At 66.8% G+C, this 18,992-nt stretch carries 14 protein-coding genes; 11 read left to right on the top strand and 3 right to left on the bottom strand.

Annotated elements, in window-relative coordinates:
• Positions 1-6 precede the first annotated feature (6 nt).
• Both ABIB25_RS12585 and ABIB25_RS12580 read right to left on the bottom strand, forming a co-directional pair.
• A complete protein-coding gene (locus tag ABIB25_RS12585) occupies positions 7-996 on the bottom strand; it encodes an ABC transporter permease (RefSeq protein WP_354528800.1) in 990 nt (329 codons plus the stop codon).
• Positions 997-1,012: 16 nt separating this feature from the next.
• Positions 1,013-2,836, bottom strand: coding sequence for an ABC transporter substrate-binding protein (locus ABIB25_RS12580; protein ID WP_354528799.1), 1,824 nt, complete (start codon positions 2,834-2,836; stop codon positions 1,013-1,015).
• A gap of 174 nt (positions 2,837-3,010) precedes the next feature.
• Between ABIB25_RS12580 and ABIB25_RS12575 the strand changes: the two genes are divergently transcribed.
• Positions 3,011-4,249, top strand: coding sequence for an ROK family protein (locus tag ABIB25_RS12575; RefSeq protein WP_354528798.1), 1,239 nt, complete (start codon positions 3,011-3,013; stop codon positions 4,247-4,249).
• A gap of 20 nt (positions 4,250-4,269) precedes the next feature.
• Here ABIB25_RS12575 and ABIB25_RS12570 read toward each other — a convergent pair whose 3' ends face one another.
• Positions 4,270-5,265 (bottom strand): LacI family DNA-binding transcriptional regulator, encoded by a 996-nt coding sequence (locus ABIB25_RS12570; RefSeq protein WP_354528797.1) that lies wholly within the window; start codon positions 5,263-5,265, stop codon positions 4,270-4,272.
• A 115-nt stretch (positions 5,266-5,380) separates the two neighbouring features.
• On the opposite strand from ABIB25_RS12570, the gene ABIB25_RS12565 reads away from it, so the two are divergent.
• The 10 genes from ABIB25_RS12565 to ABIB25_RS12520 all read left to right on the top strand — a co-directional run bounded on the left by ABIB25_RS12565 (position 5,381) and on the right by ABIB25_RS12520 (position 18,982).
• A complete protein-coding gene (locus tag ABIB25_RS12565; protein ID WP_354528796.1) occupies positions 5,381-6,610 on the top strand; it encodes an ROK family transcriptional regulator in 1,230 nt (409 codons plus the stop codon).
• A 180-nt stretch (positions 6,611-6,790) separates the two neighbouring features.
• Positions 6,791-9,274, top strand: coding sequence for a glycoside hydrolase family 2 protein (locus tag ABIB25_RS12560; RefSeq protein WP_354528795.1), 2,484 nt, complete (start codon positions 6,791-6,793; stop codon positions 9,272-9,274).
• A gap of 143 nt (positions 9,275-9,417) precedes the next feature.
• The gene (locus tag ABIB25_RS12555) at positions 9,418-10,080 is read left to right on the top strand and encodes a GntR family transcriptional regulator (protein ID WP_354528794.1); all 663 of its coding nucleotides are present in this window, start codon (positions 9,418-9,420) and stop codon (positions 10,078-10,080) included.
• Between the two features lie 157 nt (positions 10,081-10,237).
• Complete coding sequence (locus ABIB25_RS12550) at positions 10,238-11,170, top strand: sulfite exporter TauE/SafE family protein (RefSeq protein ID WP_354528793.1); 933 nt, start codon at positions 10,238-10,240, stop codon at positions 11,168-11,170.
• Positions 11,171-11,305: 135 nt separating this feature from the next.
• Complete coding sequence (locus ABIB25_RS12545) at positions 11,306-13,105, top strand: ABC transporter substrate-binding protein (RefSeq protein WP_354528792.1); 1,800 nt, start codon at positions 11,306-11,308, stop codon at positions 13,103-13,105.
• A gap of 4 nt (positions 13,106-13,109) precedes the next feature.
• Positions 13,110-14,042, top strand: coding sequence for an ABC transporter permease (locus tag ABIB25_RS12540; RefSeq protein ID WP_354528791.1), 933 nt, complete (start codon positions 13,110-13,112; stop codon positions 14,040-14,042).
• Positions 14,039-14,956, top strand: coding sequence for an ABC transporter permease (locus ABIB25_RS12535; protein ID WP_354528790.1), 918 nt, complete (start codon positions 14,039-14,041; stop codon positions 14,954-14,956). Before ABIB25_RS12540 ends, ABIB25_RS12535 begins: the two co-directional genes overlap by 4 nt.
• On the top strand, positions 14,953-17,052 hold the full coding sequence (locus ABIB25_RS12530) for an ABC transporter ATP-binding protein (RefSeq protein WP_354528789.1): 2,100 nt from the start codon (positions 14,953-14,955) through the stop codon (positions 17,050-17,052). Before ABIB25_RS12535 ends, ABIB25_RS12530 begins: the two co-directional genes overlap by 4 nt.
• On the top strand, positions 17,049-17,972 hold the full coding sequence (locus ABIB25_RS12525) for an acetamidase/formamidase family protein (protein WP_354528788.1): 924 nt from the start codon (positions 17,049-17,051) through the stop codon (positions 17,970-17,972). The genes ABIB25_RS12530 and ABIB25_RS12525 overlap by 4 nt, the downstream gene beginning before the upstream one ends.
• Complete coding sequence (locus ABIB25_RS12520; protein WP_354528787.1) at positions 17,969-18,982, top strand: alpha/beta fold hydrolase; 1,014 nt, start codon at positions 17,969-17,971, stop codon at positions 18,980-18,982. The genes ABIB25_RS12525 and ABIB25_RS12520 overlap by 4 nt, the downstream gene beginning before the upstream one ends.
• Positions 18,983-18,992: the final 10 nt, after the last annotated feature.

The raw sequence follows: 18,992 nt of genomic DNA, 5'->3' as shown, positions 1-18,992 counted from the left end.
GCCTCCTCAGCTTCTCGCCCGGGTACGGGGATCGATGATTCCGTAGAGCAGGTCCACCACCAGATTCGCACCCAGGACGGAGAGGGTGATGAACAGGAAGAGTCCCTGCATCAGGGCGTAGTCGTTGTTGGTGACCGCGGTCAGCAGCTTCGACCCGATGCCGGGGTAGGAGAACACCTGCTCGGTCACCACCGACCCGCCGACCACGAAACCGAGCGAGATGGCGAACCCTGCGACGGACGGCAGCACCGCGTTGCGTGCCGCGTAGGTGCGCAGGATGCGGCCTTCGTGCAGGCCTTTCGCCTGCGCGGTGAGGATGTAGTCCTCGGACAGGGTCGACACCATCATGTTTCGCATCCCGAGCAGCCAGCCACCGACCGACGCGATGACGATGGTCAGTGCCGGCAGGATCGCGTACTTGAGGGCGGAGGTGACGAAAGGCCAACTCCAGCCCGGATCCAGGGCGACGTCGTAGCCGCCCTGGACGGGCAACCAGTGCAGCTTCGTCCCGAAGAAATAGACCAGGATGAGAGCCAGCCAGAAATAGGGCACCGCCGAGAGCAGGGTGGTGGCCGGCACCAGGGAATCGAGCCAGGTACCGGGCTTCCACCCGACGAACGCGCCGAGAGTCACCCCGATGACGGTGGACAGCACGGTGGCCAACCCGATCAGCACGATCGTCCACGGCAGAGACGTGGCGATGACGTCGGTCACCCTGGCCGGGAAATAGCTGACCGATACCCCGAGATCGCCTCGAAACACGTTGCGCAGGTAGGAAACGTACTGCGAGATCAGTGAGGTATCGGTGTCACCGCCCAGTAGGAGCTGATAGGCCTTGCGGGTGGAGGCATCGACGATCCCACCGTGCTGCTGGAATTTGGCCAGCAGGATGTCGACCGGATTACCGGGCAGCAGGCGTGGAATGATGAAATTCAACGTCAGTGCCGCCCAGATCGCCACCAGGTAGAAGGCCAGTTTCCGGACGTAGTAGTTCATCTCGGCCGACCGGACGTCAGTTGGAGGTCGGGACGAGGTTCTTGTAGATCTGCGCGTTGTCGGGGGAGGCCCAGATGGCCGGGAAGGCGTAGAGATCTTCCTTGGTCGGCCAGCCGGTGAACTTCTTGGCGTTGTACTCACTGGTGGTGCCGCCCGTCATCACCGGGATGTAGGGCATGTTGGCGACGATGGCCTTCTGGATGATGTCGAACTGGGTCTGCCGGGCCGCCGCATCTGTCGGGGCCGTTGCGGCAAGGGTCTTGACGGCGGCGTCGACCGTCGGATCGGAGTACCGGGCGAAGTTGTTGCCGGCAGCGGTCTTTCCGTCGACCTTGGCGGTGCCCGCGGTGGTGAAGTAGTTGTTGTAGACCCAGTAGGGGTCGGAGTTGCGTCCCTGGCCGAGCGAGTCGATCGCCAGCTGGAAGCTGCCCTTGGCCTTCTTGTCCGTCCAGTCGTTCCAGGAGCTCTGCGAGGTGAGGACCGCGATGCCGGCGGCCTTGAGCTGCTGGGTCATCGTGTCCAGGGCGGTGATGTAGTCGGTCCAGCCACTGACGACGGCGACCGTGAGCGAGAGCTTCACGCCGCCCTTGGCGTAGATGCCGTCAGCCCCCTTGACGTAACCGGCGGCGGTGAGAATGCTGTCGGACTTGGCCACATCGGGAGTCATCGGCACCATCGGATCGGTGATGGCCTTGGAGATCTGGTCCTTCTGGCTGAAGGGGAGCGCAAAGGTCGACGACATCTCGCTGGAGGTGTTCTGGAAGGCGAGGGAATTGACCTGGGTCCGGTCCATCGCGTAGTAGATCGCCTGCCGGACGGCCGGGTCGGTCTGAGGTCCCTTGCAGCCCATGGCCACACTCGAGCAGGCTCCGAGAACCACCTGGTTCTGCGGAATGGTGATGGCCTGGTAACCCGGATAGATCTCGGCCACCTTGGCGATGTCGGGGACCGGGCCGGTCTGCCAGTCGACCGTTCCGGCCGCGAGTGCGTCGGCGCCGGCGGTATTACCGGACAGGGACAGGAAGCGAATGGCCTTCACCTTCGGCTCACCGCCCCAGTACTTCGGATTCGCGGTGATCGTATAGGCCTGCGGCTTGAAGTTGGACAGCACGAAAGGGCCGGTACCGACCGGGGTCTTGTTCAGTTCCGTGGTCGGGTCCAGCCCCTTCCAGATGTGCTCGGGAAGGATGTAGGTCGAACCAAGTACGGCGGGACCGCTGACGAAGGCGGGGTGGCTCCAGTTGATGACGATGTGGGTCGCGTCCGGCGCGGACACCTTCCCGTCGAAACCACTCGTGTTCAACGAGGCGGTCTTGAGCAGCAGGTTGAAGGTGAACAGGACGTCAGCAGAGGTGAAAGGTGTGCCGTCGGACCACGTGACGCCACTGCGGAGTGTCACCTTCAGTTCGGTACCGGCCGTGTTCCAGGTGTAGTCGGTGCCCAGCAGCGGCGTCGGCTTGTTGGAATTCACGTTGGTCACGAAGAACAACGATTCGTAGATGGTGCCGATACCGCCGATCGATGACGGAGAATACGGGTTGAAATTGATCTGGTAGTCACCGGATTGTCCGGTATAGGCGACCAGCGTGTTGGCTTTGGTGGCTACCACGGCAGCGGGTGCGGCCGACCCTGCCGACCCTGCCGAGCCTGCGACGCCGGAGGGAGCAGCCGCGGTCGGATCGGAGGTGACGGCGATCGCAGTGGTCGAGCTGCCGCCACTGCAGGCGGCGAGGGAGAGGGCGGCGACGGTGAGTGCAACGACGAGCGTCGGCCTGCGACGTCTGGCGAACGACGTCCGGGGTGGTGCCTGTGCGCGGAGCGGGAGACGGAGAAGGAACATCTTTGGCCCTTTCGTGCGCTGATCACCACGACGTGACCGGCGGCTTGTTGTCCGAGGTTGTCGGCTTCCGACTAGCGAATTTGATTCTTAACCAAGTATCCTAAGTAAGTCAAGGATGAGATTCGGTGGAGCGCCGGCGGGGTGATCCACGAACCGGTCAGAGGGCAGGAACACATGACAGCGCCACCGAGCAGGCCGCGGACCCGCGGCGTCGTCCTGGATCTGGTGCGCGCCGCCGGCACCATCAGTCGGGTCGAATTGGCGCAGGGATCGGGTCTCACCGCCGCCACGATCACGCACGTGGTGCGGGAACTGATGGTCGACGGTCTGCTCATCGAGGTCGGTCAGGGTGAGTCGACCGGCGGCAAGCGCCGCACCCTGATCGAACTCAACTCGGGGTCCCGGTATACGGTCGGTGTCCAGCTCGACCGGTCGACCTCGTCGATCGTCGTCGTCGACCTGGCCGGTCGGCCGGTGATCAGGTCCTCCATCGGAGGCGCCGGGAATCGCTCACCCGCAGCAACTCTCGAGGCGATCGCCGCCGAGGTCGACAGCCTGCTCGTGCGGGCCGGAGTCGATCGCGGGTCCGTGCTGGGCGTCGGGCTCGTCACCCACGGGCCACAGGACCGGGCCGCCGGAGTACTGCTCAATCCCCAGCCGACGCCGGAGTGGTACGGCTACCCGCTGGTGGCCACCTTGAGCAAGATGCTGGACCTGCCGGTGTTGCTGGACAACGACGCGTCGGCCGCGGCGATCGGCGAATACTGGGTCGGCGGGGTGGACCCGGCGAGCACCCACGGGTGCATCTACATGGCCGGTGGGATCGGCGGCGGAGTCGTGGTCGAGGGCGAACTCTACCGCGGCGGAACCTCCAATCCCGTGGAGATCGGCCACATCTCGCTCGATGCCGGCGGTATCGAGTGCAGTTGCGGCAACCGCGGCTGTCTCGAGAACTTCGCCGGGCCGTTGGCCGTCATCCAGGCCGCGCGCGCGGTTCCCGGACTGCCCGACCGCATCGGGCTGACGGAGGCGGCGCAGGACATCCTGGTGGACTTCGACAAGGTGGCCTCCGCGGCGATCGCCGGCGACGCCGACGCGCTGGCGATCATCGAGCACTCGGCGCGCTATCTCGGCATTGCTGCGCTGAATTTCGCGAACCTGTTCGACCTGGACCTGGTGGTGCTGGCCGGTCCGACGTTCGGCACCGCCGGCCCGATCTACCAGCCGATCATCCACGCCGCTCTGCAGCGGGGTGCGTTCAACCGGCCGGTGCGTCCGGTCCGCGCGGTCCTGTCGGCCAGTGGGGCCGATGCGGCTGCGGTGGGCGGGGCAGTGCTGGTGCTCCGGAGCGAGCTGACGCCCTTGCAGCGGCTCCGTCCCGACGGCAGATCCCTGACCTATCAACACTGGTGACCGCCGTCCGTCGGGCGTGGTCACTCGCTCCGGCGCACGGCCGCCCCTGCTCTCCGGGTCGCTTTCGCCGGTCCGGCGACGGTCGATCGGGCGGTTCGTTTCGTTGGTGGGACCGCTGGTGGTTTCGCGGTTGTTTCGGTGGGGACGAAGCCAGGGGCGACGGTGGTGCTGCCCCGCGCGATGATCCGGGACGGCGGGGCTGCCCTGCTCGCCGCCGGGCGGCCGGCGATCAGTTCCAGCAGGAGCGTCGCCACGATCTCGCCGAGTTGGTAGAGGTCCCGGTTCATCGCCGACAACGGCGGTGCCGTCATCCGGCAGGTGGTGGAATCGTCCCAGGCCAGGATGGACAGGTCGGCGGGCACCCTGACGCCGCGGGCGGTCGCGCAGTCCAGTCCCGCAGCCGCCATCACGTCGTTGTCGTAGAAGATGGCCGTCGGCCGGGTTTCCAGGTCCAGCAGTTCCGCGGTCGCCCGCGCACCCCCCTCGGCGGTGTAGTCGGCCGCGACGACGACCCCGGTATAGCCGGAAAGCTCGAGCGCATCGGTGAAAGCCTTGCTCCTGGAGCGGGTGTGAAGCAGTTCCGGCGGTCCGGAGACTCGGCCGATGTGCCGGTGCCCGAGCGTTCCGAGGTAGTTGACGGCGTCGATGGTGGCGCCGTAGTTGTCCACCCGCAGGGCGACCGCGGACTCCCCGGCGGCCGGTTCACCGAGAACGACGGCGGGTAGCTGCAACGACCGGAGGAACGCCGCACGATCGTCGCCCTCGACCAACTCGATGATCAGGACGCCGGCGACGTGGCCGCCGTTCCCCCATCTTCGGTAGGTCTCGCGTTCGGCCTCGAGGTCCGGTGCGATCTGCAGCAGGACCGAGCCTCGGTGGTGCTCGGCGACCTCCTCCATGCCCGCGATGAGGGATTCGAAGAAGGGCTCCAGCCCGAGGGTGCCGGCCGGCCGACGCAGCACCAGCCCGATGGTCGGGCCGCCGCGGGTGGAGAGCAGATCGGGATGAGGGGACACCAGGGCAGTATGGCGTCCCGGTTGGGCACTGGCCCGTCGACGTCACGGGGCCGACTTCTAGACTGATCTCCGAGTCGACCCCGGTGTCGGCTCCGTCGTCGGAAGAGGAGAGACCGTGCCGGCACGCAAGTCGCTGTTCACGGCCACCAATCGCGGCATGGTGCTCGACCTGATCCGATCCCGCGCGCCGATCAGTCGGGTGGAACTGGCCATCGAGACCGGGCTGACGTCAGCGACCATGTCCAATGTGGTGCGCCGGCTGCTGGCCGACGGTCTGGTCCTGGAGATGGGTCGCGGCGAATCGACCGGCGGTAAACCCCGCACCATGCTGGAGATCAACCCGGTGGCGCGTTTCGCCGTCGGCATCCAACTCGGGGCCGACTCCGTGACCTACGTCGTCAGCAATCTTGCCGGCGCGATGGTGGGCCGGCAGAGGACTCTCGGTGCCCGTGCGGTCGACCCGGACACCGCGACCGGCGCGATAGCCTGGCAGGTCAGAAGACTGCTCGACTCGTTGGGTGTCGATCCGGTGGCGGTGGTCGGTGTCGGCGTGGTCGCACCGGGTCCACTGGACCTGGTGAACGGGACCATCCTGGCCCCGCCGACCCTGGGCAACTGGGCCGACTTCCCGATCCGCGACCGGCTGCGGGCCGCGACGGGGCTGCCCGTGCTGCTCGACAACGACGCGACCGCAGCGGCTATCGGAGAATTCTGGACCGGCGCCCTGTCCGATTCAGTGGCGCACTGCAGCATCTACCTCGGGGCCGGACTCGGCGCCGGCATCGTGCTGGACGGCACCATCTACCGCGGTGCGAGTTCCAACAGCGGCGAACTCGGTCAGATGCGATTGATGGCCGGATCCGGGCGTCCCACCGTCGAGCAACTCGTCGCCCCGGCGGCGGTCGCGGCGAAGGCCAGAGAGGCACTGGCGGCCGGCCGGGTGGCCGGATTTGCGCTGACCGCCGAGTCGGACCCATTCGACGATTTCCGGATCATCGCCACCGAGGCCGCCCACGGCGAACCCTTTGCGGTCGAACTCATCACCGAGTCGGCCGGTCATCTGGCGATGGCGGTCGTGTCCCTGGCGAACCTGCTCGACCTGGACTCGATCACCCTGGCCGGGCCCTCGTTCGTCGTGGCCGGCTCGCTGTACGTCGAGGCCATCGTCGAGCAGCTGCGTACGGACTTCTTCGCCCGGCCCGTGCACGACGTCCGGGTCACGCTCTCCGCGCACGTCGCGGACGCCGCCGCAGTAGGGGCGGCGGCGCTCGTTCTGCAGCAGGAACTCTCGCCCCGGTCCTTCGGCGTGGCGCCGCAGGTTGACTTACTTCCCCAAAAGCGTTAAGAAAGTACCGAGGCTTCTGAGAATGCGTCGGGCATCGGTGATCGCCCGGCAAGTCGACCCCGACCCCGGCCACCACGACATGGCCGACACCGGTCGTCGGTGTTCGTCCTGCTGAGATCGATCCCCTCGTGCAGCGCCGGATTCGACGCGCGTGTGCACTCATCGACCCGAAGGAACTCCGTGAAAACATTCCTGTCCGAACGGTGGACCGTCCAGGCGCTGACGCCGGAGGCCCGCCAGATCCTGCCCGCCGACCCGGTGCCCGCCACCGTTCCGGGCTCCGTCCACACCGACCTGCTCACCGCCGGCCTGATCCCCGATCCCTATCTGGCCGACCACGAAGACAGCCTGCGATGGATCGGCCACACCGACTGGAAGTACGCCACCACCTTCGACGCCGAGCCGCCGGCGGTCGGTGAACGGGTCGACCTCGTCTTCGAAGGCCTTGACACCATCGCGCTGATCGAACTGAACGGGCACGAGGTGGCCCGGACGGTGAACATGCACCGCAGCTATCGCTTCGATGTGCGGGACCTGCTGGTGGTCGGCGAGAACCGTCTCGTCGTCTCCTTTTCCGCGCCGATCGAGGCCGCATTGCGGCTCAGCGCCGAACAGGGCGCCCGGCCCCATGTGAATTCCTACCCCTACAACGCCATTCGGAAGATGGCCTGCAACTACGGCTGGGACTGGGGTCCGGAGTTGGTCACCTCCGGCATCTGGAAGCCGGTCTACCTCGACCGCTGGAGTCACGTCCGGATCGCCGGAGTGCGCCCGTTGATCACCATGAGGAGTGCCGATGCCGAACTCGACGTACACGTCGACCTCGAGTGGGCCGGCCCGTCGAACGGGCTGTCGGCCGGTCTGTCAGCCGACGCACCGGTAGAGGTGGTGGTGACGGTGGCCGGCGAGGAGCGCCATGTGGTCGTCGCGCCGGGGCAGCCGGCCGCGGTGCTCGCCGTCGAGGTGGCGGCGCCTGACCTCTGGTGGCCCCGCGGATATGGACTGCAGCCGTTGTATCCGTTGATCGTGTGCTGTTCCTCGGGTGGGTCGGAGGTGGATCGATGGAAACAGGAGATCGGTTTCCGCACCGTCGCTCTCGACACCACCCCGGAACCGGACGGCTCCGCTTTCACCCTTGTCGTCAACGGTCGGCCGGTGTTCGCGCTGGGTGCCGACTGGATTCCGGATGATTGTTTCCCGCATCGTATCGACCGGGCGCGTTACGGCCGCCGGATCGACCAGGCGGTGGCCGCCGGGATGAATCTGCTCCGGGTGTGGGGCGGCGGCATCTACGAGTCCGAGGACTTCTACGCCCTCTGCGATCAGGCGGGACTGCTGGTGTGGCAGGACTTTCTCTTCGCCTGCGCGGCCTACCCGGAGGAGGAACCGATGCGCGGCGAGGTGATTGCGGAGGCCAGGGAAGCGGTGACCAGACTGTCGTCTCACCCGAGCCTGGCCGTCTGGAACGGCAACAACGAGAACTTCCCCGGCTATCACGACTGGGGTTGGAAGGAACGCCTCGGCGATCTGACCTGGGGGCTGGGCTACTACACCGACATACTGCCCGCCATCGTGGCTGAACTGGATCCGACCCGTCCCTATTCGGCCGGGAGCCCCTCGTCGCCATCACCGGACCTCGACCCGAATGACCAACACCATGGCACCATGCACATCTGGGACGTGTGGAACAAGTTGGACTACCGGGCGTATGCGAACTACGTGCCCCGTTTCCTCTCTGAATTCGGATTCCAGGGCCCGCCCACCTGGGCGACGCTGACCCGGGCCATCGACGCCGATCAGTTGAGCTTCGACTCCCCGCAGATGTTGCTGCACCAGAAGGCCGACGACGGCAATGCCAAACTGGCCGCCGGTCTTGCGGATCATCTCCCCGCGCCGGCGTCGTTCGAGGACTGGCACTGGGCCACGTCTCTCAACCAGGCCCGCGCCGTGCAGTTCGGGATCGAACACTTCCGGTCGAACGCCCCACGCTGCGCCGGGACCGTGGTGTGGCAACTCAACGACTGCTGGCCGGTGACCTCGTGGGCGGCCATCGACGGCGACGGGCGCCTCAAGCCGCTGTATTTCGCACTGCGGCACTCCTACGCCGATCGATTGCTGACCGTCCAGCCTCGGCCGGCCGGTCTGTCGCTGGTGGCCATCAACAACACCGACGCCGAATGGCAGAGCACCGCCCTGATCCGCCGCACCGATCTCGGGGGCGCGGTGTTGGCGGAGCAGAAGGAGACGCTGCAGGTGCCGGCGCGGGGGACGGCGACACTGCCCCTGGAGAACGCGGTTGCGGTGGCCGATCAGATTGCGCGGGAGCTGATCTCGGCGGACGTCGACGACCAGCGCGCCTCGTTCTTCTTCGCCGAGGACCGAGCGTCGGAGCTCGCGGTACCGGATCTGCAGGCCACCGCATCGGCCGTGCCCGGTGGCTACCGGGTGCAGGTCCGCGCCCTGAATCTGGTCAAGGACCTGGCCCTGCTGGTCGACAGGGTCGACCCCGACGCCGAGGTCGATGACCAGCTGGTCACGTTGCTGCCGGGGGAAACCGTCGTCTTCCGCGTGCGGTCGGCGGTCGCCTTCGACCCGGAGCTCCTGCTCTCTCCGGCGGTGCTGCGCTCGGCCAACCAGCTGCTGTCGCCCCGGCCGCGCGGATGAACTCGTTGACTCCTGTCCCCCACAGGTCCGTTTCGGGGCGAGTTGATCCGCGCAGGGTTGGTTGATCCGCGCGGGAGGGGGGCGGGGGCAGGGGTCGGTCAAGTGTCGTTCGGGGGCCGGTCGAACAACTAGCATGGTGAACCATGACTGCGACAAATGCGTCGAACACGCTGGGGTCCTCGCACCTGCCCCTGCGTGAAGTGGTCGCGGCAGAGATGCGACGAATGATCCTCGGCGGGGAACTGCTGCCCGGTGAGCGCCTGATCGAGGACCGCCTCGCCGAGAGGCTCGACGTGTCCCGCAATCCCATCCGCGAGGCGATGCGTGTCCTGAGCACGGAGGGCTTCCTGGAAGTAACCGCACGACGTGGCGCCTTCGTCGCGAGCATGTCGGCTCAGGAAGCCGAGAACCTCTTCGATGTGCGGCTGGCGTTGGAGCCACTCAGTGCCCGACTCGCCTCGGTGCAGATCACCAAGGTGGGAATCAAACGGCTGGAGGAGATCCAGTCCCGAGCCAAGAAGGCCTACGCCAAGACGGATCTGGACGCTCTCGCCGATCTCAACACCGAGTTCCACACCTGCGTGTTCGAATTGAGCGAGAACACCTACCTCGCTGGAATCGGTGCGCCGATGGTCAAGCGGAGCCAGTGGCTTTTCCGGCACAGCGCCTCTGATCGGGCTCCGCAGTCCTGGGCCGAGCATCAAGGATTGATCCACGCGATTGCGTCCGGCGACGGCGACCTCTCGGAAACAGAGGCGCGTCGCCACGTGTTGGCTGCACGTGCGTCGTACCGGCAGCGCGCCTGATCTTGTGGCCGCAGGGTGGCGTCGGCTGACCTTTTCTTGTATACATTAGCCGAGAAGCGAGGGTCGACGACGGGCTTCATCCGAAGACCGCAGGGTGCGCTCGACGAGTCGGTCGGAGGCAGCCCGTGATCTCCCTGCGACTGGTGCGGGACCAGCCATGAATGTGGGCACCGGGGTCCTGCTGGGAGCAGCCGGGGTCGTCGCCGGTTCGTTCAACGCCGTTGCCGGCGGTGGTTCGCTGATCTCCTTCCCGGCGTTGCTGGCCGCCGGGTACGGGGGAGTGACCGCGAACGTGACCAACACCGTTGCTCTCTGGCCGGGATACCTGGGCGGTGCCATCGGGTATCGCAGCGAGCTGGCGAGGGATGCACCCCGGGCGGTGAAGCTCGCTGCGGTCGCCGTGGTCGGATCGGCCATCGGATCCATCGTCCTGCTGACCACACCGGCGACCGCCTTCACGGCGCTGGTGCCATGGCTGATCCTGGCCGCCACCGCCGTGTTCGCCATGCAGCCGCTGCTGGCGGCCCGGATCAGCAGGACCAGGGGGGCGGCGCAGACAACTGGCAAGGTCGCTGGACGGGACCGCGAACCGGCGGCCGAACGGGATGGCGAAACGGCGGCCGAACGGGATGGCGAAACGGCGGCCGAACGGGATGGCGAAACGGCGGCCGAACGGGATGGCGAACCGACCCCCGGACGGGAAAGTCGACAGGCCGCCAGAAGGGACGCTGGATCAGGCCAGGTTCTCCTGTATGCCGGAGTGTTGGTGTCCTCCGCCTACGGCGGCTACTTCGGCGCCGGCCTCGGGATCCTGCTGCTGGGGGTACTGGGGGCCCTGCTTCCGTTCGGTCTGCAACGGATCAACGGCCTGAAGAATGCGCTGTCGCTGGCCATCAACACCCTGGCGATGGTCGCCTTCGTCCTCTTCGGTCCGGTGGCCTGGCTGCCGGTGCTGATTATGGCTGTGGCCAGCCTCTTCGGCGGCTACGTCGGCGCCAGAGTGGCGCGGCGCCTCCCTGTCGTTGCGCTGCGGATCGCGGTCATCACGTTCGGCTCAATCGTCGGGCTGAAGTTGCTGTTCTGGCCGTGACATGCAGGTGCAATCGGGCGAATCTTCCCCGTCGCCACGACCTGTTGATCCGCACGAAACAAATCTGCGCTTGACTTCCCGTATACAACATACGGAGCTTGGAACTGCTCCTGTTGAGACCAAGGGAGTCCTGCAATGACAGACCACCGCAATGGCGATTCGTCCGGCCGTCCCAGCGAAGTCGGGTCCCCGGAAGACGCCGGCATCGTCAACCCACTCTTTCTCCGCCCGTCGGCCGGGCAACATTTCTCTCGGCGCAGGATGTTCGGCCTTGGCGGAGCAGTTGCCGCGGGGTTCGTGCTGAGTGCCTGTGGTGCAACGTCTTCGACAGCATCTTCGTCGAGCTCGCCGTCCGCCGCTGCCGACTCCGGTGCTGCGGCGGCACCGTCGGCGCCCTCCGCCGCGCCGGTGGCAGCGGCGGCCGGCGGCAAGCTGGTGATGGGTATCCCGTCGACCCCGGACACCCTGGACCCGGGCGCGACCGGCCTGGCGCTGACCCTGTTGATCACGTTCGCACTGTTCGATCCGCTGGTCTGGTGGCTCCCGGGCAAGAACGGCGGAGCCAGTGAATTCCACCCCGGTCTCGCGACCAGTTATACCGTGTCGGCCGACGCCACCACCTACACCTTCAAACTCCGCACCGACGTGACCTTCCACGACGGGACGAAGTTCGACGCCGCGGCCGTGAAGGCCACCTACGACCACGTCGTGGATCCGGCGACCAAGTCCAAGAGCGGTCTGGGCGCCCTCGGACCGTACAAGGAAACGAAGATCATCGACCCATCGACGGTCGAGATCATCTTCTCCGAGCCGAATGCGGGTTTCCTGCACCAGCAGGCCGCCGGCAACTTCGGCATCATCTCGCCGACGGCTCTGGCCAAGTACGGCGCCACCGGATTCGGCAATCATCCGGTGGGAACCGGCCCGTTCATGTTCAGCGAGTACGTGTCCGGCGATCATCTGACGGTGCTGAACAACCCGGCCTACAAGTGGGGACCGCCGGCGCTGGGCACCGGCCCGGCCAAACTATCGGAGCTCACCTTCCGCATCGTGCCCGACGACAGCGGGCGGTACAACGCCATGCAGGCCGGACAGCTCCAGATCGCGATGAACCTGCCGGCCAACGACATCTCGGCCGCGTCGAAGTCCGGGAAGTTCACCCAGCTCACCGTGCCGTCCATCGGCACGCCCAGCGGGATGCCCATCAACGTCACCAAGTTCCCGACGGACGACATCAACGTCCGGCAGGCGATCATGTACGCCGTCGACCAGGAGAAGCTGACCAAGGATGTGCTGTTCGGGGTGGACGTGCCGGCCCACAGCGTGCTGACCCCGATCACCCCCGGGTACAGCAAGCCGTCGAGCACTCTGTACTCGTACAACCCGGACAAGGCCAATGCGCTGCTGGATGCCGCCGGTTGGGTCAAGGGCTCGGATGGGGTTCGGGCCAAGGACGGGAAGAAGCTGTCGCTGGAGATCCTGCTCTTCACCGGCGGCGGATTCGAACTGCCCGCGCAGTTCGTCGTCTCACAATTGTCCAAGGTGGGTTTCACCTCCACCACGACGGTGCAGCCTTTCGCCACGGCGCAGGGATCGTTCAATGCCGGCACGCACAACCTGGGCGCCTTCGGCTATTACGGCGCCGACCCGTACCTGCTCAACATCTGGGTCAATTCCGACGCCATCAAGTCCGGGTTCAACTGGAGCCACTACGCCAACCCCGCGGTGGATGCCATGATCGCCAAGGCCAACGCGACGGCGGCCGACACGGCGAGAAATGCACTGTACGAACAGGTTGGCACCACGTTGATGAAGGACGCCATGTACCTGCCGCTGTGGGACGTGAACGGCGCCTTCACCATGGCCCCGACGGTGAAGAACGTCAGCACCACTCTCAACGGGTACATCCTCTTCCACGGCGCCCAAGTGGGCTGAGGAAATGGACTACGTACTGCGTCGACTGGCCGCCGCCCTGCCCGTGCTGTTCGGCATCACCGTGCTCGCGTTCCTGCTGATCCACCTCATGCCCGGTGATCCCGCCCAGATCATCCTGTTCGGGTCGAATTCGACTCCCGAACAGATCGCCGGGTTGCGGCAACAGCTGGGGCTGAACGATTCCCTCCCGCGGCAGTATCTGGATTTTCTGGGCCAGCTGCTGCACGGGAATCTGGGAACCTCCTACCTGACGCAGAACTCGGTCGCCCACGAACTGCTCTCCCGGGCGCCCAGCACCCTGGTCCTGACGTTTTCCGCGCTCGCGGTGGCGATCGTCATCGGGGTGCCGCTGGGTCTGGCGGCCGGCGTGCGGCCGAACTCATCGTTGGACAGACTGTGTCGGGGGTTCTCGTTCCTGGGTGTTGCGATCCCCTACTTCTTCCTGGCTCTGGTGCTGGTGTTGTTCTTCAGCGTGAAACTGCAGTGGCTACCGGCCATCGACGACGGGACCGTCTCGTCGTTGATCATTCCGGCCGTCTCGCTCGGCTGGGGATACTCGGCGATCCTGACCAGGCTGATCCGGGGCAAGATCATCCAGGAATACCGGTCCGACTACGTGAAGGCCGCCAGAGCGCACGGGGCTTCGGAGTCCAGAGTGCTGATGCGGCACGCGCTGCGGAACTCGTCGATCCCGGCGATCACGACCATCGGCTTGCAGTTCGGCAACATCCTGACGGGAGCAGCCATCACCGAGGTCATCTTCGGGCGGGCCGGTATCGGTAGTTTCCTGGCCACCTCGATCACCAGCAAGAACATCCCGGTGGTGCAGGGCGCGGTGGTGTTGATCGGCGGCGGATACGTGGTGATCAACCTGATCATCGACCTCATCGTCGGGGCAGTCGATCCCCGCACGCGCCTCGCGACGGCTGTCGCATGATCGCCACCGTGACTCCCCGCGCCCGGTTGGCCGGGGCGGCAGGGTCTGTCCGCCAGCAGTTGTCGAGGGTCGTGGTAGCCGTCGCGGTGCTGCTGATCCTCGCGGTACTGCTGGCGCCCGGGCTGCTGGCCCATCAGGACCCCATCAACACCGGCGACGACATCCTCACCGGTCCCAGCGCCGCGCACTGGTTCGGGACCGACCAACTCGGTCGGGACGTATACAGCCGGACCGTCTACGGTGCCAGACCGGTGCTGCTGGCCAGCGTCCTCGGCGTCATCGTCGCCGCCCTCGCCGGTGTCGGGATCGGCGTGATCGGCGGGTCGGGACCCCGCTGGGTCCGCGCTGTCACGATGCGCGTCGTCGACGTCCTGCTGGCTCTGCCTGTCCTGCTGATCGCCCTCATCCTCATCGCAACCGTGGGATCCGGTGTGCCGTCGATCGTGCTCGCCGTCGGCGTCGCCTTCACGCCCGGTTTCGCCAGAGTGGTGGAATCCTCCGTGCGGCAGCTGCGTGCCGTCGAGTTCGTCCAGGCAGCAAAGGTTTTCGGATCCCGGTCCTCCCGCACGGCCGTGCGGCACCTGCTGCCGAACCTGGCCACCGAGGTGGTCGTCCTGATCAGCAGCGGCATCGGCTGGGCCGTGCTGACCGCCACCACGCTGAGCTTCCTCGGCCTGGGTGTGCAACTCCCGGCCGCCGACTGGGGCAGCGATCTGGCCGCCGGCGCGTCGAATCTGTCGATGGCCTGGTGGCTCTCGACGTTCCCCGGGATCGCAATCACCATCACCATCCTGCTCACCAATTTTCTCGGCGACTACGTGATGACGGTGCTGGATCCGCGGCACGGGCACCGGCGGATGCTGTTCCGCCGGTTCGTGCTGCCCATGTTCCGTCGGGAGAAGGCGGCAGCATGAATACCCCGGGACAGTCAGTGGCGGTCGTCGGCCTTCGACCGGCGGCGACCTCCGGGCCGCTGCTGGAGATCAGCGATCTGCAGACCGAGATCGTCACCCGCGGCGCGAAGATCACACCAGTGGACGGTGTGTCGCTGACCATCGCCCCCGGTGAGACGGTCGGTCTTGTCGGAGAGTCGGGCTCCGGCAAGACCATGACCGCCATGTCGATCCTACGACTGCTACCCCCGGGCGGCACCATCACCGGCGGCAGCGTCAAGTTCGCCGGCCGGGAACTGACCGGTCTCGCCGACCGCGAGATGCGCCGCCTGCGCGGCAGCGACATCGGGATGATCTTCCAGGACCCGATGACCTCCCTCAACCCGACCCGCACGGTCGGCAGCCAGCTGATGGAGGCCTACCGCATCCACCGTGGCGGATCGCTGAGGGCGGCCAGGAACCGGGCTACCGAGGTGCTCGGGTTGGTGGGAATGCCTCGGCCCGCAGAGCGGCTCGGCGACTACCCACATCAGCTGTCGGGCGGCATGCGGCAGCGGGTGATGATCGCGCTGGCGCTGGTCTGCGAACCGGCGCTGCTGATCGCCGACGAGCCGACAACGGCTCTGGACGTCTCCATCCAGGCGCAGATCCTCGAGTTGCTGGACGACCTCAAGAGCCGGCTGTCGATGGGAATCCTGCTGGTGACCCACGATCTCGGTGTCATCGCCGGCCACAGCGACCGGGTGGCCGTCATGTATGCGGGCCGGGTCGTCGAGCAGTCCTCGACGGTCGAGCTCTTCCGGGCACCGGCTCATCGGTACACCGAGGCCCTGTTCGAGTCCATGCCCACGCTGGAGCTGGACGCTCGTCGTTCGCTGGTGGCAATCGCCGGAGCACCGCCGAAGCTCAGTGGTCTGCCTGCGATGTGTCGCTTCGCACCTCGGTGCCGGTTTGCCAGCGACATCTGCCGGGACCGGGACCCCGTTCTAGAGGAAGTCGGGCCCGGTCACACCTATGCCTGCTTCCACCCGCGGGTCGAGGGCGAAACAGCCCGGGTGGCCGAGGATCTGGGCCTGCGTGCGCCCCGTCCGCAGGCCTCGGAGACGCCGTTGCTCGAATTGGTCGACGTGCACCGGGATTTCCGGCTGCGCAGCGGTTCGCCGTTCCGGCCCCGCCGGGAACTGCATGCTGTCTCCGGTGTGACCCTGAGCGTCCGGTCGGGTGAGACCCTCGGCCTGGTCGGTGAATCCGGTTGCGGCAAGACGACCATCGGCCGGATGCTGGTCGGGCTGGAGACACCCACCGCCGGGACCGTCCGGTTCGAGGGTGCCGACATCGCCGGGTTGGCCCCGCAGGATTTCCGGAAGCGGCGACGCAATCTCCAGATGATGTTCCAGGATTCGTCGGCGGCGCTGGATCCGCGGATGACGGTATCCGCCCTCGTCGAGGAACCCCTGGCCGCGCAGGGCATCGGCAGCGGGGCCGAGCGGCGGGCACAGGTGGCCCTGATGCTCGAGGCGGTTGGCCTGCCGGCCGACGCCGGCACCCGCTACGCGCACGAATTCTCCGGTGGACAGCGTCAGCGGATTGCGATCGCCAGGGCATTGTCGTTGCGGCCGAGCGTGATCGTGGCGGACGAACCCGTCTCCGCCCTCGACGTGTCCATCCAGGCACAGATTCTCAACCTGATGCGCTCGCTCCAGGACGAGTACGGGCTGACGTACGTCGTCATCTCCCACGACCTGTCGCTGCTCAAGTATCTGGCCGACCGCATCGGGGTGATGTACCTGGGCAAGCTGGTCGAGCTGGGCGACAGCGAAAGCGTGTACTCCTCGCCTCTTCACCCCTACACAGCCGGTCTGATCGCCGCCATTCCCGTCCCCGACCCGCTGCGGGCGCGGCAGAAGGTGGCTACCAGGCTCGGCGGCGAACTACCATCGGCCATCGATCCACCCAGCGGGTGTCGTTTCCGCACCCGCTGTCCGTTGGCCACCGACCTCTGCACCGAGAAGGAGCCGGAGCTGGCCGCATCCGACGACCGGCATGCGGTGGCCTGTCACCACCCGTTGGCACCTTCGGCAGTCGTGCCCGTGCCCCAATTCCTGGGAATGCCATGACAGTGCATCATCTCGACCCGGAGCCCGGCACCACCGTCGACGTCTTCTCCGGCGCCATCGCGCCGGTCCTGACAGTGGATCCCGGCGATACCGTCGTCGTCCGGTCGCTCGACGCATCCGGCTACCTCGAACGCCAGACCGAACCGGGCGAGGCGCGCCCGACGATGTTCGATGCTCCGCGTGGGCACTGTCTGACAGGGCCGATCGCCGTCACGGACGCAGCACCGGGCATGGTCCTGGCGCTGCGTCTCACGTCGATGCAACCGGGCTCGTGGGGCTGGACTGTCGCTGCGGCCCGGGACAATCTGCTGAACCGCCGGTTGGGCCTGGCCGACGGTCCGCCCTCGTGGCTGCTGTGGGAGCTCGACGCCGCGACCGGCCTTGCGACCGATCAGCGCGGGCACCAGGTTCGGATGGCACCGTTCCTCGGAGTGATGGGGTTGCCGCCCGTCGAACACGGTGATCACTCGACCATCCCGCCGCGGGCCGTCGGCGGCGGCAACATCGACTGCCGGAGCCTCGTCGCCGGCTCCACCCTGTACCTGCCGGTGACGATGCCCGGAGCGCTGCTGAGCCTCGGAGACGGGCACGCCGCCCAGGGCGACGGTGAGGTTGGCGGCACCGCGATCGAGTGCCCGATGACCACGGAGGCCGTGCTGGACCTGATCACCGATCCCGTCATTCCGGGTATCCACGCGGAGACACCCAGCGGACGAATAACCTTCGGCTTCAACGAGGACCTGAACGAGGCCACGGCGGAAGCGCTCGACGCCATGCTGGGCTGGATGCAGGTGCTCTACGGCGTGGACAAGGCAACCGCGCTGGCCATGGCCAGTTCGAGCGTCGACCTGCGCATCACCCAGGTGGCCAACGAGGTCTGGGGGGTCCACGCACTGCTGCCGACCGGAGCGATCTCGTGACGTGGCCGGTGGAGAGCGGAACCTTCGAACTCGGGGACCTGGCCGTCGAGCGGGGTGGGACGATCAAGGACGCCCGTCTGGTCTGGCAGACCCACGGCACGTTGTCGCCGGCCCGCGACAATGTGATCGTGTACCCGACCAGCTATTCGGCACAGCATGATGATCTCACCTGGCTGATCGGGCCGGACCAGATCCTGGACCCCGAGCGCTATTTCATCGTCATCGTCGACATGTTCTCCAATGGACTTTCCTCCGGTGCCGCCGATACCCCGGACTTTCCCTCGGTGGTCACCCCGGGGGACAACGTCGAGGCGCAGCGACGGCTGCTGGTCGAGCAGTTCGGTGTGCACAAGGTCGCTGCGGTCTATGGGTTCTCGATGGGAGCGATCCAGGCCTACCACTGGGCCGCCAGGTTCGGCGACGACGTCGAGCGCATCTTCGTCGTCTGCGGGAGCGCGAGGACCTCCCGCCACAACCGGGTATTTCTCTCCGGCCTGTTGCGCACCCTCGAAGCGGCCCCGGAACATCTCGGCAACGGCCGCTTCAGCGCCGAGCCGATTGCGGCGCTCCGCGCCTTCGCCCACATCTATGCCGGATGGGGGCTCAGTCAGGACTTCTATCGGTCGGAGCTGTACGAGAGTGCCCTTGGCTACGCTGATCTCGACTCGTTCCTGCAGGTCGACTGGGTGGAATCGTTCGGTCGGAACCGGGCTGCGAACCTGTACGCCCAGGCGGTGACCTGGTCGGTGGCGGACATCAGCGACGTCCCGGCCCATGGCGGCGATCTGGCGGCGGCGCTGCGGAGAATCACCGCGCGGGTCCTGCTGCTGCCGAGCGACACGGATCTCTACTTCCGGGTCGCCGACAACGAGGCCGAGCTGACGCATCTCACCGATGCGGAGCTGCGGGTGATCCGTGGGGTGTGGGGGCATCGCGCCGGCAATCCCCGCACCGTTCCCGACGCATTCGTGTTTCTCCAGGCCGCCGTGCGGGAGTCGCTCGCCCGCTGAGGATGTCGGG

Source organism: Nakamurella sp. UYEF19, assembly GCF_040546275.1.
GTDB lineage: Bacteria > Actinomycetota > Actinomycetes > Mycobacteriales > Nakamurellaceae > Nakamurella.
Note: the sequence above shows the minus strand (reverse complement) of the source record. Positions and strands in the feature narration are given on the sequence as shown.

Excerpts from the sequence above, each read along its gene's own strand:
- ABIB25_RS12540 (WP_354528791.1), top strand. The coding sequence starts at position 13,110 with ATGGACTACGTACTGCGTCGACTGGCCGCCGCCCTGCCCGTGCTGTTC.
- ABIB25_RS12555 (WP_354528794.1), top strand. The coding sequence starts at position 9,418 with ATGACTGCGACAAATGCGTCGAACACGCTGGGGTCCTCGCACCTGCCC.
- ABIB25_RS12525 (WP_354528788.1), top strand. The coding sequence starts at position 17,049 with ATGACAGTGCATCATCTCGACCCGGAGCCCGGCACCACCGTCGACGTC.
- ABIB25_RS12585 (WP_354528800.1), bottom strand. The coding sequence starts at position 996 with ATGAACTACTACGTCCGGAAACTGGCCTTCTACCTGGTGGCGATCTGG.
- ABIB25_RS12545 (WP_354528792.1), top strand. The coding sequence starts at position 11,306 with ATGACAGACCACCGCAATGGCGATTCGTCCGGCCGTCCCAGCGAAGTC.
- ABIB25_RS12550 (WP_354528793.1), top strand. The coding sequence starts at position 10,238 with ATGAATGTGGGCACCGGGGTCCTGCTGGGAGCAGCCGGGGTCGTCGCC.
- ABIB25_RS12580 (WP_354528799.1), bottom strand. The coding sequence starts at position 2,836 with ATGTTCCTTCTCCGTCTCCCGCTCCGCGCACAGGCACCACCCCGGACG.
- ABIB25_RS12535 (WP_354528790.1), top strand. The coding sequence starts at position 14,039 with ATGATCGCCACCGTGACTCCCCGCGCCCGGTTGGCCGGGGCGGCAGGG.
- ABIB25_RS12530 (WP_354528789.1), top strand. The coding sequence starts at position 14,953 with ATGAATACCCCGGGACAGTCAGTGGCGGTCGTCGGCCTTCGACCGGCG.
- ABIB25_RS12575 (WP_354528798.1), top strand. The coding sequence starts at position 3,011 with ATGACAGCGCCACCGAGCAGGCCGCGGACCCGCGGCGTCGTCCTGGAT.